Source organism: Streptomyces sp. NPDC005820 (genome assembly GCF_040630255.1).
GTDB lineage: Bacteria > Actinomycetota > Actinomycetes > Streptomycetales > Streptomycetaceae > Streptomyces.
Map to the genome: position 1 here is coordinate 1 of NZ_JBEXXE010000077.1, position 15,718 is coordinate 15,718.

Below are 15,718 nucleotides of genomic sequence, written 5' to 3' on the forward strand. Positions count from 1 at the left end.
TCGCGCACCGCGATGAAGGAGACCGGCAAGGCGCTGGTGGCGTGGGACGAGTGGGGCAAGAACCCCGGCCGTGCGGCCGGTGCGGTCACCTTCAATGTCCTGACCACGGTCTTCACCGGCGGCGCGGGCGGCGCGGCGGCCGGGGCCGGCAAGGCGGGCGCGGTGGCGAAGGCGCTGTCGATCGCGGGCAAGGCGGGCAAGGTCATCGACCCGATGACGTACATCGCCAAGGGCGCGGGCGCGGGGCTGTCGAAGATCGGCGACATCAGCAAGGCGTTGAAGGGCATGGGGAACATCGAGATCCCCAAACTCCCCGACAACGCCATCACCCTCCCCGAGGGCACGGTCAAACTCCCCGACGGGACGATCCACCTGCCCGAGGGCGCGGCGATCCCGGAGGGCGCGACCAAGCTCCCCGACGGCAACTTCAAGCTGCCCGACAACACCCCCGCCATCCCGGAAGGCTCGGTCAAACTCCCCACCGACGCCGGCGCCCCGGCCCGCTACTACGACCCGCAGGGCAACCTCCTCGACGAGAACGGCACCGTCCTCAAAGAGGCACAGGACGGCCCCGGCGACATCGTCGACCAACCCGACAACCCCACGTCCGGCGCGGACACCCCCCGAGTCGACACCCCGGCCAAGGAACCGGCCCTCGTCGGCGCCGGCACCCACACCGCCGAGTCCGGGGCACAGCACATCAACCTGGGCAACAGCCTGGACACCAATCTCGGCGACGTCGGCCGCACCGCCGACAACACACCCACGCCCCAGACGGGCGACCACCTCCCCGGCGGCACCGCGGACCACCTCCCGGGCGGAGGCGTGGGCGACAACATGCCGCGGAACAGCATCGACACCCCCGCGCCGGCGAGCGCCGGGGACAACGCGATCCCGGGAACATCGACCGGCGACCACGCCCCCGGCGGCCACACCACCGAAACCGGCCCAAGCACAGGCCACGACCTCCCGGGCACCGGCGGGCACGACCTCCCCGGCCACACCCCGGAAACCCCTCCGGGCGGCGGCCTGGACGACCTGGGAGGCCTGGGCGACGACGCCCTCGACCACGCGGACGGCTTGGGCGACGATGCCACTACGCCCGACCACCACGCCGCCGCCCCGGAGCGCCCTGAGTTCATGCGGGACGGCGACAATCCCTACGGTCCGAAGGATTCGCTGACCCCCGAGCAGATCAAGGAAATCCAGGTCTATCGGGCTAATCACGAACCGGGTTACTACGACAAGTACTACTACGACGACGGCCGTCGTCTCCGAACGAACATCCCGGACGAGAGTGGTTACGCCCCGGTTCAGATGCACGTCGATCCCGTCACCGGGGTAAAGACCGCGGCCTCTGACGCACCACCCCCCATCCCCGAAAAGTACATCGACAGTGCCGAAGTGAGTCGCGGCCGGCATCAGGTGCTGAACGACGAGACACTCCGACATCTGGATGAGGCCGCAGCGCATCGGAGGAGCTCGATCGACTATTCGAAGAGCGCCGAGAGCCACAGGGACGTCATCGAGGGCTGGGACGACTCGCACGAGGCGCTCCACGAAGCCGGCAACGAGTACAAGTCCGCGATGAACGAACGGACCAAGGCCGCCGAGGCCTTCGGCGAAGCGGTCGCGGAACACCAGGTGATTCCAGAGCTCTACCCGAACTCGGTCCGGGAGACTCTGCATGGCCCGGCGAACGGCAACGATCAGTTCGATCAGTTGTGGCGCCGTGAGGACGGAAGGTTCGTCGTCGTCGAGGCCAAATCAACAATCGACACCAAGCTGGGCAAGAGGGACGTGCCCTATCTCGACGGCAAGAGAGCCGCCATGCAGGGCACAAGGGAATACTTCATGGACATCATCCAGAAGATGGAGAGCAGAGGCCGAAAGTATCCGAGTGAGGCACGGCTCGCTGCGGATCTGAAGATTGCTCTGGCCGAAGGCAAGGTGGACTACATTCTCGTCAAGGGCAAGGTCGACGGCGGTCTGTACGCTGGCTACGAGAAGCAGCAGTTCAACATCGGGTGACGGGAGATTTCAGTGACAGCGAGGGTGATCCGACACGGCAGCCCCGGGCCCGATGACGAGGCGTACGCACAGACCTTGGGCGAGGGACTGGAGCGGACGATCGCTGTCCTGGAAAGCTCGCCAAGTATGTTCGACGGGGCGATGGGAGGCGCGGAAACCTACCTCCGCGCCCGCTTGGCGGTCGATCCGGACGCCTCACATCTCCGTACCTGGGAAGCCACCGTCACCGCGATGCAGGTGTATTCCTCGGCATTCGCCGCCGCGGTTCGGACGGAGGGCGCCATCGAGTGCCGTATCGCGGACGTGATGCGAACCGTCCCGGCAACCGGTCCGCAGTACTACACGAATGCGGGAAACTGGCTCACCGCGTTCTGGTTGGCGGTCGTCTGCCGTGAACAGACCCGCATGACCCAACTGTGCGAGATTCCGGTCGAATTCCTGCGCTCGTCAGGAGTCGAATACGACGATTACGTTTACCACTGGATCGACGCTCTCCAGACGTACTGGTCGGAACGCCCGGGATTGGGCGAGAAACTGATCGCAGCGATCCAGGCTTCCGAACCGGAAGTCGTGCGCATCGCCGACCGGGAACTGCTGGACAAGATCCTTTATCAGCCGATCAATCTCTTCCAGTATTTCCTCCGCAAGGACCACGAAGGTTTCCGGCAAGCCCTTTTCGAGGCCTTGGAACTCCATAAATCGTTCTGGACGGCGTCAGAGGAACGCGAAGAGACGGTCGACGGCTACCTGGCACTCGGCCCTCTCGCCATCGCCTGCCTCGCCTACGATGCCGGATTCCCCATCGAGGTCGAATCCGAGTACATCCCCGGCGAGTTGCTCAAGCGTGCCTGGCTCGGTGAATTCCCGACCTGAGGCGTAGCAGTCAGAACAGACTCAACAACGCCTCCGCCGGATCCGTCAGGCCCGTTTCGCCGTCGGGCAGGGGGAGTTCGAACCAGACCGTCTTGCCGCGGGGGGTGCGGCGGGAGCCCCAGGCCGCGCTGAGGAGGCCGACGAGTTGGAGGCCTCGGCCGCCCTCGTCCGTGTCGCGGGCGCGCCGGCGGCGTGGCTGGACCAGGCCTGCGTCCCAGACCTCGCAGACCAGGGTGCGGTCGAGGAGGAGGCGGAGCCGGATCTCGCCCTCGCCGTAGCGCAGGGCGTTGGTGACGAGTTCGCTGACCAGCAACTCCGTGGTGTCGACCAGGGGTTCGAGGTCCCAGGAGAGGAGCCGGGTGCGGGCGTACTCCCTGGCCCGGCCCACGCTGCGCGGCTCGCGCGGCAGGGTCCAGTCGCCGACGGAGTCGGCGGGCAGGCCCTGTACACGTGCCATCAGCAACGCGATGTCGTCCTCGCCGTGGTGGGTGTCGAGGGTGTTGAGGACGTGGTCGCAGACGTCCTCCAGGGGGCGGGTGGGGTCCGTGAGGGCGCCGACGAAGGCCTGGAGGCCCTCGTCCAGGGGGTGGTCGCGGGACTCGACGAGGCCGTCCGTGTAGAGGGCCAGCAGCGCGCCCTCGGGGAGGTCGACCTCCACCTCCTCGAAGGGTTCGCCGCCGACGCCGAGCGGCATGCCCGGCGGGACGTCGAGCATCAGCGCCGGTTCACCGGGTTCGACCAGGACGGGCGGGAGGTGGCCCGCGTTGGCGAAGGTGCAGCGGCGCGTGACGGAGTCGTAGACGGCGTACACGCAGGTCGCGAGGTACACCTCGGAGAGGTCGGCCTCGCGGGGGCGGCGGGCGGCGCGGGTGGCCTGCTGGACGCCGCCGGGGGTGCCGAGCCCGCGCGCGATCTCGTCCAGCGCGGAGAGGACCTCGGCGGGTTCGAGGTCGAGCAGGGCCAGGGTCCGCACGGCGGTGCGCAGTTCGCCCATCGCGACCGCCGCGCGCAGGCCTCGGCCCATGACGTCGCCGACGACCAGGGCGGTGCGGTGGCCGGGGAGTTCGATGACGTCGAACCAGTCGCCGCCGACCTCGCTGGGTCGGCCCGTGGAGACGTCGCCGGGGAGGTAGCGGCAGGCGATGTCGAGGCCGGAGGCGACCGGGTCGCCGGGGGGCAGCAGGGACCGTTGCAGTATCAACGCCCGCTCGTGCTCGCGCCGGTAGAGGCGGGCGTTGTCGATGCAGACGGCGGCCCGTGCCGCCAGCTCCCAGGCCAGATCCCGGTCCCGGTCCCCGAACGGCTCGCTGCCCTTCGTACGGGAGAACTGCGCGAGGCCTACGACGGTGTCGTGGGCGACCATCGGGATGGCGAGGGTGGACTGCACGAGGCCGCCCTCCTCGCCGGGGATGGACTGCGGGCGGGCGGTGCGCAGGGCGTCCGCACAGGGCGAGTTGAAGGGGAAGTGGTGGACCGCGCCGACCGCGACGGGCGCGCCGGTGGCCGAGTACGGGGCGTCGGAGACGGCGGAGGAGAAGGCGACCCGGCGCAGTTCGGCGCTGCCGTCGGCGAGGCCGGGCGGGGTCTCGTCGCCGGCCAGGAGGCCCTGGTACAGGTCGACGGTGGCGAGGTCGCAGAAGCCGGGCACGACGACGTCGAGGAGTTCGCGTGCGGTGGTCTCCAGGTCGAGGGAGTTCCCGATGCGGGCGCCCGCCTCGTTCAGAAGGGCGAGATTGCGCCGTGCGGCGGCGGCCTCGCGGGCGGCGGCGCGGCGGGCGGTGATGTCGATGCCGAGCCAGGCGACGCCGATGGGGCGGCCGGTGCCGCTGTGCACGCGGTAGAGGTTGATGGACCAGTGGCGGCGTTCGTCGGAGCCCGGGACGAAGCCGGTGACGTGCATGTCCGTGATGGAGTCGCCGGTCTCCAGGACCCGGCGCAGGGTGGCGCTGACCCGCTCGGCCTCGGGCCGGGCCAGATAGTCGTGGACTCCCTTGCCCCGGTGGTCGTCGGGGGTGCCGCCGAAGATGGAGGCGAACCGCTCGTTGGCGCGGCGGACCCGCAGGTCGGGGTCGATCAGCAGGAAGCCGAACGGGGATTGGCCGAAAATGGACTGCGAGGCGGCGAGGTCGGTCTCGATGCTGCGCAGGGTGCGGACGTCGACGACGATGCACACGGCGGCGTTGTCGCCGTCGATGCTGCGGGTCGGCATGACGTACACCTCGGCGAGCCCGCGCTCGCCGCGACCGCCGCCGGGCACGGGGTCCGGCACCCGGAAGGGGACAACTCCGGTCCACTCCCGTCCGTCGAGGATCTCGGCCATCTTGCGCTGGCCGCGCTCGCGCAGGTCCGGGTCGATGAACGCCTCGATGGGGTCCATGCCGACCGCACGGTCCGCGGAGATGCCGAAGATCTGCTCGGCACGCAGGCTCCACTGGTCGACGAGCCCGTCGGAGCCGATCGAGAAGGACGCCACCTTGATGTAGTCGTAGATGGAGCCGGGCGGATTGCTCTGCCACACGGCGTCCCCCGGTGCCGCCCCGCCGTCCGTGAATCCGTCGTGCCCGCGCACCGGGGCCGGGGACGCGTCCGAAGCGAACGCCCCTGCGGCCCTGGCCCTCGCGCCGCCCGACGGGTCCTCGGACCTCGTGGCCTTCGCTGGTATCTCGCTCACGCGAACCGTCCCCTCCAGCTCACCGCGCCCGGCACCGGTCACCGGCGGCGGCTGCCCGCAGTATCCAGCACTACGGCGCCGCACGACACGGTGTTCACGATCACAGCACGGTCCAGGCTTTTTTGGACCGTTCCGCGACAACACATCCAGTCTTCTAACCAGCGGGCACGCCGTCGAACCACACCTTCCGGGACCGGTCTGCGGGCCGATACCGGACGGGTGACGGCGGCACGTCGGCTGTACACCCGGTCAACCCGGCACCACGAGTTCGAACCAGACCGTCTTCCCGCTCTCGCCGGGCCGGGTTCCCCAGCGCCGGGAGGAGGAAGCCACCAGCTGCAGGCCTCGGCCGCTCTCGTCCTCGGGCCGGGCGGCCCGCTCGCGGGGCGGGTCGGGCAGCGGGTCGGAGACCTCGACCAGGAGGACGTCCTCGAGGCCGGCGGGGCGGACCAGGCGGACGCCGATGGGGCCGGTGGCGTGCCGCAGGGCGTTGGTCACGAGTTCGCTGACCAGCAGTGCGGTGATGTCTCCCAGGCTGTCGAGGCCCCAGCCGTGCAGCCGGCCCCGGACGACTCGGCGGGCGGTGCGCACCGCGCCGGGGTCCGCCGGGAACGTCCACTCGGCGTAGCCGTCTTCGGTGTCGATCACACCGATCACTTCCCAGGCCGGCGAGTACACCCATGTCCGGTTTCGTGGGGTTACTGATGGCATACCCGATATCCGGGGGCGGGTACCGCGCGGAGGGGCAGGGAAGGCGTGGAGCGGACCGGATCAGCAGACCGGGATCAGTGGGTCTGGGTGCCGAGCCGGGTGAGGGTCTCCCGTACGGCGGGGACGTCCTGGTCCAGCCAGGGCACGTCCCAGATCTCGTCGGGGGTGAGCCAGCGCAGCTCGTCGTGGTCCTGGAGGGGCGTGGGGGCGGCGGAGCCGGGGCGCAGCCGGGCGGTCCACACCTGGAGGACGTACGGCTGCCTGAGCGGCCACTCGCCGGGGACGCGCTCCACGGCCTCGGTGTCGACGCCGAGTTCCTCGCGCAGTTCGCGGACGAGGGCCGCCTCGGGCCGCTCGCCGGGCTCGACCTTGCCGCCGGGCAGCTCCCAGCGGCCGGCCAGCTCGGGGGGTGCGCTGCGGCGCGCGGCGAGCAGCCGGCCGGCGTCGAGGAGAGCGGCTCCGACCACCACGGTCCGTTCGGTCATGCGCCGGAGCCTACGGGACGTCGGTGCGGGTCAGTTCCGGGTGCCGTCTCCGCTCTGGGCCTGGCTCTGGCCGATGCGCTCGACCCAGTAGAGCTGCTTGTGGCCACGGTCGTCGAGGCTGTCCGCGATCTTCTGGGCCTCCGCCCGGGTGGCGTACCGGCCCACGCGGTAGCGATTGCCGTTGTCGTCCTGCCGTATGACGAGCCAGGGCAGAGAGATGGTGCCCTCGTTCATCGCGCCCCTCCGCTTCCCCGGCGCGGCCCGCCCCGCGCCACGCCCTCTAAGGAAACCGCAATCCGCATATGCCCGAGCGTACGCCTTACCTTTACACAGCGAACACGACTTTGCACAAAGAGGTACGCAACCAGCCAAGACGCGGGGGGCGCACGAGGCCGAACGCGCCGTGCGGGCGGGCTGACGCGTCCGGTCGGCGGGGGGTCGGGCATATATGGGACGACCTGCGAGAACGGCCGGAAACGACCGGATACCGACGGCGCGCGGGCGCGCTGTGTGGGGGCGTTTTCCGGGGGCAACTGCCGGAAGGGTGTGCGCCGCCTTCCGCGATGCGCTACCGCAAGGACGACCGAGGGGTGCCCCCAAACGACCTCCGGCTGTCCCGCTGTGGCGGCGGGCTATCTGACGGGCAGGTGGTAGGCGACGCGGTAGCGGTCGGCCGGGATGACCACATCGGCTGTCTCCACGGGACGGCCCGAGGCGTAGTAGGTGCGCTGGACGACCAGGACGACATGTCCGGGGACGCCGCCGAGGGCGAGGAGTTCCTCGGCGAGGCCGGGGCGGGCGCCCACCTCCTCCGTCACGTTGTCCACGATGACGTCGATGGCGCGCATCCGCTCGACCACGCCCATGCCGCCGAGCGGGCCCTCCTCGGGCAGCATGACGGGCGTACGGCCGGTGACGGCGAGGGGTTCCCAGGAGGTGGAGAGCATCATCGTCTCGCCGGCCTCCCGGAAGACGTACTTGGTGCACATCACGCGGTCCCCGGCCTTGATGCCCAGGCGCTCGGCGACCGCGCCGCTCGCCTCGGTCTGCCGGCTGCTGGACTCCCAGGTCCCGCGGGCGTGCGCCTCGGCCTGCTCCTGGCGGAACGGCGTGGCCCCGCTCGCGGGCCGGTAGCCGGAGCGGGCGATACGGCGGGGCACCGGCCGCTCGCGGACATACGTACCGGATCCGGAGCGGCCCTCGACGAGGCCCTCGGCCATCAGGACCTTGCGCGCCTCCAGGGCGACGGTGTCGGAGACGCCGTACTCCTCGCGGATTCTGGCCTGGGACGGAAGACGGGTGTGCGGTGGCAGCGAGCCGTCCACGATCTTCTTGCGGAGATCGCCCGCGACACGCAGGTACGCCGGCTGCTCACCGAATGTCACTGGCCGCTCCCATCAGGTTGTACAGACAGCTACAGCGTGGCAACCGTCGGTTCGACCATGCAAGCAAAGGCCAGAGAATCACTCGATGTGATGACATGTGCCCCGGAAAGGCTTTACGCAGGCGGTTTCTCCCCGCTATGGCGCCGATCACACGTCTTCGCTGTCGCTCCCCCCGCTGCCGGAGCCGCCCTCGTCGTACTCGTCCTCGTCGTAGGAGGGCGGGGTGGTGGCCAGGTCCAGGGCCTCGCGGGCCGCGACGGTGGTGTCGCCGTCGACGTACGCGTAGCCGCTGTCGTAGTGCACGTAGAACGTGTCGGCGTCCCCCGCGGTGGCCGCCTTGGCCCAGTCCGCCCGCGCGTCCCGCATGTCCTCGACCAGGGCGTCCACCGGCTTCCCCGCGTCACCGGACCAGGTGTGGCCGCCCAGTGCGTCGACCTGCTCGGCGAGCACGTCCCGTACGTCCGCCGCCCAGTCCTTGTTGGCGTCCAGGTCCTCCTCGGCGTATTCCTCGGGCTCCGCGTAGAGGACCTCGTCGACGGCGTCCATCGCCTTCAGGAACGCCAACTGGTCGGCGTCGAGCGTCGTCTCGTCGGTACGCAGCGTGCCGGACAGGCTGCCGGACGCGTCGGTGTCGGCGAAGACACAGGTGATCTCGCGGTCGCCCCAGGCCCAGCTCTCCTCGGTGGGTGTGAGGTAGTAGACGTCGACGTCGTCGGTCAGCCTCCAGCGGTCCATCACATAGGCGTCCTGGAGCGTCCAGCACTCGTCCTCGGCCTTGTCGGTGACGTGGTCGTCGCCCGGGTAGTCGTCGCCGGACAGCGGGATGCTGCCGAACACCTCGGCCTCGTGCAGGTCGTTGCAGGACACCTTGTCGACGTCGTAGACGTTCTGGTCGAAGCCCGCGCCCGGAACGTCGAAGCAGTCGCCCTTGGCGAGGGAGTAGCTGTTGCCCCTGGCGCCCTCCTTGACGCCCGCCCAGATCTCGGAGGCGACGCTGGTGGACAGCGACACCGCCCACAGCGCGAGGCCGAGGGAGGACACGACCGCGCCCGCGATCGCCATCCCCTTCCCGCGCTCGCCCCGCTTCCTGATCTGCACCAGCGCGATGATCCCGAGGATCAGCCCGACGGCCGGCAGGAAGCAGAGCAGGCCCAGCACGAGCGCGGCGATGGCGACGCCGTTGACCGGCGCGGGGCGGGCGAAGGGCGTGTAGCCCTGGCCCCAGACCTGGTACGGCCCGGGGCCATACGGAGTCTGGGGGTACGCCCCCTGCGGATACGGGCCCTGATACGGCCCCTGCGGCTGCGGGCCCTGCGGCTGCGGAGGCTGGTACGGGTCCTGGGGCTGCTGGGGCCCTGGGGGCGGAGGTATGGACACGAGTACCGTGCTCCTGGTTCGGGCGGATCGAGGCGGGGTGCGGGCAGTCTGGCAGCGGGGTCCGACAGTCACACAGAACTGACGTGCGACGGACACGACTGGGCGGCATCGTAAGCGTGTGACTGATGGGGGCGGAATGCAGATCGCGAACGCGACGATTCGGGCGGTGAACGCGCTTGCCGCGCGCTGGGCCGGGGAGGTCCGCGGGGACGGGAACTCGGTCTTCTCCGCGGCGGGGGTCTGGCCGCTGCTGGCCTTCCTCGCGGACGGCGCCGAGGGGGCCGCGCGGGAGGAGCTGGCGGGTGCTCTCGGGGTGCCGGCGGAGCAGGCGGCGGGCGCCGCGCGGGAGTTGCTCGCCGGGATGGACGCGATGCGGGGGCTGGACTCAGCCCTGGGCCTGTGGACGAAGCGGACCCTGGAGCTGCGGGAGGCGTGGGAGGCGGGGCTGCCGGCCGGCGCGCGCGGGGTGCTCACCGGGGACGCGCGGGCCGACGGGGCGGCACTGGACGCCTGGGCGGCGAAACGTACCGGCGGGCTGGTCGAGCGGATGCCGATCGTGGTCACCGACGACACCGAGCTGGTGCTGGCGAGCGCGCTGGCGTTGCGGACGCGTTGGCTGCGGCCCTTCCGGGAGGAAGGTCTCCTGGAGAGCCTCCAGTGGCCCGAGGGCGATGTGCTGAGCCTGCACCGGGCGAGCGCCGTACTGGACCGGATCGGGGTGGCGGACACGCCCCACGGCCATGTCACCGAGCTGAAGGTCCTCGGCGACAACGCCCTCGACGTCCATCTGCTGCTGGGCGAGGAGCACATGACGCCGGGCCGGGTGCTGGGGGCGGGCCTGGATCTGCTCGCCCGCCGGTACCCGGTCCTGCCCGGGTCGCGGCTTCCGTACGGCGAGGTGGGGCCCGGTCTCAGCGTCAGGCGGACGCGCTCCGCGACGCCCGAGCCGCCGACGCTGGAGGTGACGACACCGGCGTTCCACATCACCGCCGACCACGATCTCCTGGAACGGCGCGAGCTGTTCGGCCTCACCACGGCTGCCGGGACCGGGTCCCCGCGGGGCGCCTTCCCCGGCATCACCGGCACCCTGCCGCTGACGATCGCGTCGGCGGCGCAGTCGGCGATGGCGAGGTTCGGGGCGACGGGGTTCGAGGCGGGCGCGATGACCGCGATCGACATGGCCGTGGGCGGTCCCCCGCAGCTTCGGTGGGTCGTGACCACCGTCCGGGCCCGCTTCGACCGCCCCTTCGGCTTCCTCGCCCTGCACCGCCACTCACGGCTGGTGCTCGCGGCGGGCTGGGTCGCGGACCCCGAGCGGCTCGCCGAGCACCCCGAGGACTACGACGACCCCGAGGACCCCGAGGACTTCTGATGCGCGCGACACCCCTGGTCAACAGCCTCACCGCGCGCTGGGCGGCGGCAGATTCCCCGCAGGGCGGTTCGGTGTTCTCGGCGGCCGGGCTCTGGCCGCTGCTCGCGTTCCTCGCGGACGGCGCCACGGGCCGCGCACGGGAGGAGCTGGCGGCCGCCCTGGGGCTGCCGGCGGATCAGGCGGCGGGCACCGCAAGGGAGTTGCTGGGCCTGCTGGACTCCGTCGAGGGACTGGAGGCCGCTCTCGGGCTGTGGACGACTCGGGCGGTGGAGCTGGAGGAGGCCTGGGTGGCGGGGCTGCCCGGCGGCACGCACGGGGTGCTCACCGGGGATCCGGCCGCCGACCGGCCCGCCCTGGACGCCTGGGCGGCCGGGCGGACCGGCGGACGGATCAGGCGGATGCCGGTACGGCTGGACCGGGACAGCTCGCTGGTGCTGGCGACGGCGGCGGCGCTGCGGACGGACTGGGAGGTCCCGTTCACCGGGGACATCGGCGACTGGAAGGGGGAACAGCCGCCCGGCGAGGACGTGGCCGGACTGCGCCGGACGACCACCGACCTCGACGCCGTCGGGGTGGCCCGTACGCCCGGGGGCGCGGTGACCGAGGCGCGGGTGCGGGGCGTGAACGGGCTGGACGTCCATCTGCTGCTCGGGGAGGAGCGGATGACGCGGGGGCAGGTGCTGGGCGCGGGGGTGGAGATCCTCGGGGGCCGGCTGCCGGTCGTGCCCGGTGGGCGGCTGCCGCTCGGGGCGGCGGGGCCCGGGCTGCGCGCGGAGCGGCAGTGGGTGCGGCAGCCCGCGCCGCCCTCGCTCGTCCTCGCCACGATGGAGTTCGAACTGACCTCCGAGCACGACTTCCTGACCCATCGGGACCTGTTCGGCCTCGCCACCGCCGCCGACGGCCGGCCCGGCCGCTTCCCCGGCATCAGCCGCGCCCCGCTCGGGCTGCGCTCCGCCCGCCAGACGGCCACGGCCGCCTTCAGCGCGGCGGGCTTCCGGGCGACCCCCGTGACGGCGGCGGAGGCGATGTGGCTGAGCGCGGAGGAACTGCCGTACGAGACGACGGTCGTCCGTGCCGCCTTCGACCGCCCCTTCGGTTTCCTCGCCGTCCACCGGGCGAGCGGTCTGGTCCTGACGGCGGGGTGGGTCACCGAGCCGAAGGTGTGGCGCGAGGAGGACTACGGGTGGCCGGAGGAGGACACGGCGGCGCCGGTGGTCTTCTGAGGCTCGCCCGCGAGTCTTCGCTGTTCCTCCTCCACGATGCGGCGGGCCAGACCGTCGTCGGAGACGTCGATCGCGTCCGGGGTGGCCTCGGCCGTGTCGCTGCGGCGGGCGTAGGCGTCGAAGAGGCGGTTCTTGCCGGCCAGGATGCGCAGCAGCCGGTCGTCCACGCTGTCGGTGGCCAGCAGGCGGTGCACCTGGACCGGGCGGACCTGGCCCATCCGGTGCGCGCGGGCCACGGCCTGGTGTTCCAGGGTCGGCTTGGTCTGCGGTTCGCACAGGACGACCACGGAGGCGGCCTGGAGGTTCAGGCCGACGCCGCCCGCCTCGATCTGGCAGAGCAGCACCGCGTGTCCGTCGGCGGCCGTGAAGTCGTCGACGAGCCGCTGTCGGCGGGCGGCGGGCACGGACCCGGTCAGCGGGCCGGACACTCCGTCGCCGAGCGCCTCCCGGACGGTCTCGAGGACGCTGCGGAAGTACGAGAACACGACCACCTTCAGGCCGTTGCCCGCCGCCTCCGCGACCAGTTCGCGCAGCCGCTGGAGCTTCGCGGACTGCTCCGGAACGGCGTACGCGGCCCGGCGCATCGCCATGAAGTTCCCCGCGGCGACGGCCGCCCGGTAGGCGTCCCGGTCGGCGGCGCCGAACTCCTCCCATGCGTCGACCTGGATCAGCGCGGGCAGTTCGGTGAGGACGTCCTTCTGGTTGCGGCGCAGATAGGCGGGGGCGACCGCCTTGCGGAAGACATGCGGTCCGGCCGCCGCGTCGCTGTCGTGGATCTCCGGGAGCAGCTCGGGGCGGAGGTGGGCGACGAGGGCGCGGAACTCCGCGACGCGGTTCTCCATCGGCGTACCGGTGAGGAACAGGACGCGGTCGCACGCGCCGGTCCACGCGGCGACCGAGCGGGCGCGGCGGGTGGCGGGGTTCTTGACGTAGTGCGCCTCGTCGACGACCAGGAGGCCCGGGGCGGTGGCGGGTTCCGGTGCGGGCAGGGTGTGCAGCACGTCGAAGGTGGTGACGGCGACTCCGCCGCGCTCGCGCCACTCCGCGTGCACGTCCCGCCGGTCCGGGCCGTGCACCGGCACCGCCCCGAGCGTGCTGCGGGCGCGGATCTCGCGGGTCCAGTTGATGAGGACGCCGGCCGGGCAGACCACCAGGAAGTGGGTGTGCCCCTCCGCCGCGAGATGGGCGAGCACAGCGATGGCCTGCACGGTCTTGCCGAGCCCCATCTCGTCGCCGAGGATCACCCGGCGCCGGGCGAGCGCGAAGCGGGCGCCGAAGGCCTGGTAGCCGCGCAGGGAGACCCGGCGGTGGGTGTCGTCCAGCGGCTGTGCGCGCACCTGTTCGGCGACCTCGGAGGGCATGAACCCCTCGGCCGCCGCCACGTCCGCCGGGAGCGCGCAGATCTCCGCGAGGAGGCTGTAGTACTCGGCGGAGCGCGCCTCGAAGTCGACCCACGCCTCGAGTTCGGCGGCGGGTTCGCGCAGCAGGTCGGCCGTGGTCTGCGCCAGCAGCAGCGGTACGTCCGTACGGACCGCGTCGGCCGTCAGGTGCCGCAGCTCCGGCCCGGCCGCGCGGGCGGCCTCGCGGCGGCCGCGGCCCGCGAGCACCAGCCGCAGCCGGCCGGTGGCCGGGCGCAGGGCGGGCAGCAGCGCGGCAAGGCGGGTCTCGTACCGCTCGGCGGCGGCGACGGCCCGGGGCAGGTCGGGGCCGGCCCCGACGAGCCGGTACAGCGCGGTGACCAGGGCGGTGGTGCGGGGCTCGGGAGCGTCCACGTCGATCCGTACGGACACCGTCTCCTCGACCGCGCGGGCCAGCTGCCGGGCCGCGGCGAGCGCCTGGTCGGCGGTCTGCGGGCCGACCCCGGGGATCTGCCGCAGGGTGTGCCGGCTCGCCCGGTACACCGCGCCCACCGAGTCGAAGCCGGCCGCTTCGAGCGCCGGGAGCCGCAGCCGGCCCTCGGTGACCTCCTTCAGCCGGGCGGGCGGGATGGTCCGGAGCTCCTCGGCGACCAGGGCGTCCCGCAGCGGCGCGTGGGCGGCCCGCACCGCCTCCAGGGCGCGGGCGTGGTCGGCGCGCAGGGTGCGGGCGGCGTCGTACAGCCGCGCCCCCGCCTCGTACAGCTCGCGGGCCCGTCGTCCCACGGCCGGGGCGGGATCGTACGGCGGCGGCGCGGCGCTCCCGACGACTTCCGCCTCCTCGGCCCGCCCCATGCGCCCTCCCCCGGTGTGCCGGGTGCGCGGCTCACCCGTCGTGCTCCATGGTCCCACCCGGCACCGACAACGGGAGCCGTCGCATGGGCTCACCGCACCAGTTCGGCGGCCTTCGTGGTCCTGCCGAGCAGCCACTCCAGCGGACCGCGCCGGAAGGAACGGGACCAGAGCGTCGCGAACACGGTGACGGCGACGACGAAGCCGAGCAGGACGTGCGGCGGGGAGCCGGGCAGCTCCTCGATGCCGAGGAGTCGGATGCCGACGATGTGGAAGACGTACGCGGTCAGGGACATCGAGCCGACCGCGATGACCGGGCGGGCGAGGGCGTGGAAGCGCGGGAAGGCGTCGACCGCGACGAGGCAGGCCGCGAGGACCGTGATCGCCACACCGGTGTTGGCGAGGATCGAGAGGGTCGTCTCGCTGTGCGGTGAGGCGACCAGCAGCCCGGCCGGGGTGCTGCCGTCGGGGTAGCCCCAGGTGTCGGACCACCAGGCCGAGGCGGCCGATCCTCCGTCGCCCCAGGCGGCGGCGCCCAGCTCGGTGAGGGCGCCGGGGACCAGGTGCAGGGCCAGCCAGGAGCCGCCGTGACCGAGTACGGCGAGGCAGCCGCCGGTGAGCGCGAGGCGGGTGCGGACGGCGGTGTCGGCGAGGTCGAGGCGGGCCACGGCCATACCGGCGATGACGAAGGGGATCCAGGTCAGGGCCGGGTAGCTGCCGGTGAAGAGGAGCGGGACGATGCCGTCCGCGTCGGCGGGCCAGGCCCAGACGCCGCCGGCGCCGTCCGCGGGGAGCGCGTGCTGGACGACGTACAGGAGCTGCGGCATGACCAGGGCGGTGCCCGCGGCGATGACGGCGAGCGGGCCGGCGCCGAGCCGGTACAGGGGCAGGACGAGCAGGAAGTACAGGCCGTAGAAGGCGAGGATCACCTCGACCGGGGTGCCGGTCAGGGTGAGCGCGGTGCCCAGCGCCAGCAGCACCAGCGCGCGGATCACCACCTTGGCGACCGCCTGGCGGCCCGCGCGGCCCGTCCTCGGCGTACGACGGCCGGTGATCAGCACGATCGAGAAGCCGGCCAGGAAGGCGAAGAGGGCGGAGGCACGGCCGTGGGCCAGCTCCATGAGGTGCCCGGTGACACCGCCCTGGGACGGATCGGGGCCGACGTGGGCCGCGTACATCCCGAACACCGCGAGACCGCGGGCCAGGTCTACGCCGATGAGGCGGCCGAGTGGGGGGCCGACCAGGGGGCCGACCGGGGAGTGTGTGGGGGCGGGAGCGGGTTTCGTGAGGGAGGTGGGGGTCGGGTCGGAGGGGTTGCGGTTCATGCGTTCCAGGCTGGGGACGGGCTCCGGCCCGCAGTATCCGGCGACTGTCCGGTCCCGC

General features: G+C 72.2%; 12 protein-coding genes and 1 pseudogene. 4 read left to right on the forward strand and 9 right to left on the reverse strand.

The genetic code is table 11. The features are described 5' to 3' along the window. Positions 1 to 191: pseudogene (locus tag ABZ464_RS49090) on the reverse strand (hypothetical protein); the annotation flags it as partial. On the opposite strand from ABZ464_RS49090, the gene ABZ464_RS49095 reads away from it, so the two are divergent. Then, positions 163 to 2,031, forward strand: a complete 1,869-nt coding sequence (locus ABZ464_RS49095) for a hypothetical protein (protein WP_359288941.1) — start codon at positions 163 to 165, stop codon at positions 2,029 to 2,031. The pseudogene ABZ464_RS49090 and the gene ABZ464_RS49095 overlap by 29 nt on opposite strands. A gap of 75 nt (positions 2,032 to 2,106) precedes the next feature. Beyond that, complete coding sequence (locus tag ABZ464_RS49100; protein WP_359288943.1) at positions 2,107 to 2,904, forward strand: immunity 49 family protein; 798 nt, start codon at positions 2,107 to 2,109, stop codon at positions 2,902 to 2,904. Between the two features lie 10 nt (positions 2,905 to 2,914). On the opposite strand, the gene ABZ464_RS49105 is transcribed toward ABZ464_RS49100, so the two are convergent. The 6 genes from ABZ464_RS49105 to ABZ464_RS49130 form a co-directional block, all read right to left on the reverse strand. Continuing rightward, positions 2,915 to 5,575, reverse strand: coding sequence for a SpoIIE family protein phosphatase (locus ABZ464_RS49105; RefSeq protein WP_359288945.1), 2,661 nt, complete (start codon positions 5,573 to 5,575; stop codon positions 2,915 to 2,917). Between the two features lie 249 nt (positions 5,576 to 5,824). Then, on the reverse strand, positions 5,825 to 6,253 hold the full coding sequence (locus ABZ464_RS49110; protein WP_359288947.1) for an ATP-binding protein: 429 nt from the start codon (positions 6,251 to 6,253) through the stop codon (positions 5,825 to 5,827). A 107-nt stretch (positions 6,254 to 6,360) separates the two neighbouring features. Continuing rightward, the gene (locus ABZ464_RS49115; protein ID WP_359288949.1) at positions 6,361 to 6,771 is read right to left on the reverse strand and encodes a (deoxy)nucleoside triphosphate pyrophosphohydrolase; all 411 of its coding nucleotides are present in this window, start codon (positions 6,769 to 6,771) and stop codon (positions 6,361 to 6,363) included. 30 nt (positions 6,772 to 6,801) lie between these two features. After that, the gene (locus ABZ464_RS49120; protein WP_133912609.1) at positions 6,802 to 7,005 is read right to left on the reverse strand and encodes an SPOR domain-containing protein; all 204 of its coding nucleotides are present in this window, start codon (positions 7,003 to 7,005) and stop codon (positions 6,802 to 6,804) included. 398 nt (positions 7,006 to 7,403) lie between these two features. Then, positions 7,404 to 8,156, reverse strand: coding sequence for a GntR family transcriptional regulator (locus tag ABZ464_RS49125; RefSeq protein WP_359288952.1), 753 nt, complete (start codon positions 8,154 to 8,156; stop codon positions 7,404 to 7,406). 147 nt (positions 8,157 to 8,303) lie between these two features. Beyond that, positions 8,304 to 9,533 carry a DUF4190 domain-containing protein gene (locus ABZ464_RS49130; RefSeq protein WP_359288953.1) on the reverse strand — a complete coding sequence of 410 codons (1,230 nt, stop codon included), beginning with the start codon at positions 9,531 to 9,533 and terminating at the stop codon, positions 8,304 to 8,306. Positions 9,534 to 9,669: 136 nt separating this feature from the next. Between ABZ464_RS49130 and ABZ464_RS49135 the strand changes: the two genes are divergently transcribed. Continuing rightward, positions 9,670 to 10,905 carry a serpin family protein gene (locus ABZ464_RS49135; RefSeq protein WP_359288955.1) on the forward strand — a complete coding sequence of 412 codons (1,236 nt, stop codon included), beginning with the start codon at positions 9,670 to 9,672 and terminating at the stop codon, positions 10,903 to 10,905. Then, positions 10,905 to 12,128, forward strand: a complete 1,224-nt coding sequence (locus ABZ464_RS49140) for a serpin family protein (protein ID WP_359288957.1) — start codon at positions 10,905 to 10,907, stop codon at positions 12,126 to 12,128. The genes ABZ464_RS49135 and ABZ464_RS49140 overlap by 1 nt, the downstream gene beginning before the upstream one ends. Here the strand turns inward: ABZ464_RS49140 and ABZ464_RS49145 are convergent. Together ABZ464_RS49145 and ABZ464_RS49150 are read right to left on the reverse strand one after the other, a co-directional pair. Continuing rightward, on the reverse strand, positions 12,083 to 14,338 hold the full coding sequence (locus ABZ464_RS49145) for an SNF2-related protein (RefSeq protein ID WP_359288959.1): 2,256 nt from the start codon (positions 14,336 to 14,338) through the stop codon (positions 12,083 to 12,085). The genes ABZ464_RS49140 and ABZ464_RS49145 overlap by 46 nt on opposite strands. Positions 14,339 to 14,427: 89 nt before the next feature. After that, positions 14,428 to 15,660, reverse strand: coding sequence for a DUF418 domain-containing protein (locus ABZ464_RS49150; RefSeq protein WP_359288961.1), 1,233 nt, complete (start codon positions 15,658 to 15,660; stop codon positions 14,428 to 14,430). Positions 15,661 to 15,718 lie beyond the last annotated feature (58 nt).

What these genes read in the sequence shown, in the direction of transcription:
- ABZ464_RS49120 (WP_133912609.1), bottom strand. Translation starts at nt 7,005, where the DNA reads ATGAACGAGGGCACCATCTCTCTGCCCTGGCTCGTCATACGGCAGGAC.
- ABZ464_RS49135 (WP_359288955.1), top strand. Translation starts at nt 9,670, where the DNA reads ATGCAGATCGCGAACGCGACGATTCGGGCGGTGAACGCGCTTGCCGCG.
- ABZ464_RS49145 (WP_359288959.1), bottom strand. Translation starts at nt 14,338, where the DNA reads ATGGGGCGGGCCGAGGAGGCGGAAGTCGTCGGGAGCGCCGCGCCGCCG.
- ABZ464_RS49115 (WP_359288949.1), bottom strand. Translation starts at nt 6,771, where the DNA reads ATGACCGAACGGACCGTGGTGGTCGGAGCCGCTCTCCTCGACGCCGGC.
- ABZ464_RS49150 (WP_359288961.1), bottom strand. Translation starts at nt 15,660, where the DNA reads ATGAACCGCAACCCCTCCGACCCGACCCCCACCTCCCTCACGAAACCC.
- ABZ464_RS49140 (WP_359288957.1), top strand. Translation starts at nt 10,905, where the DNA reads ATGCGCGCGACACCCCTGGTCAACAGCCTCACCGCGCGCTGGGCGGCG.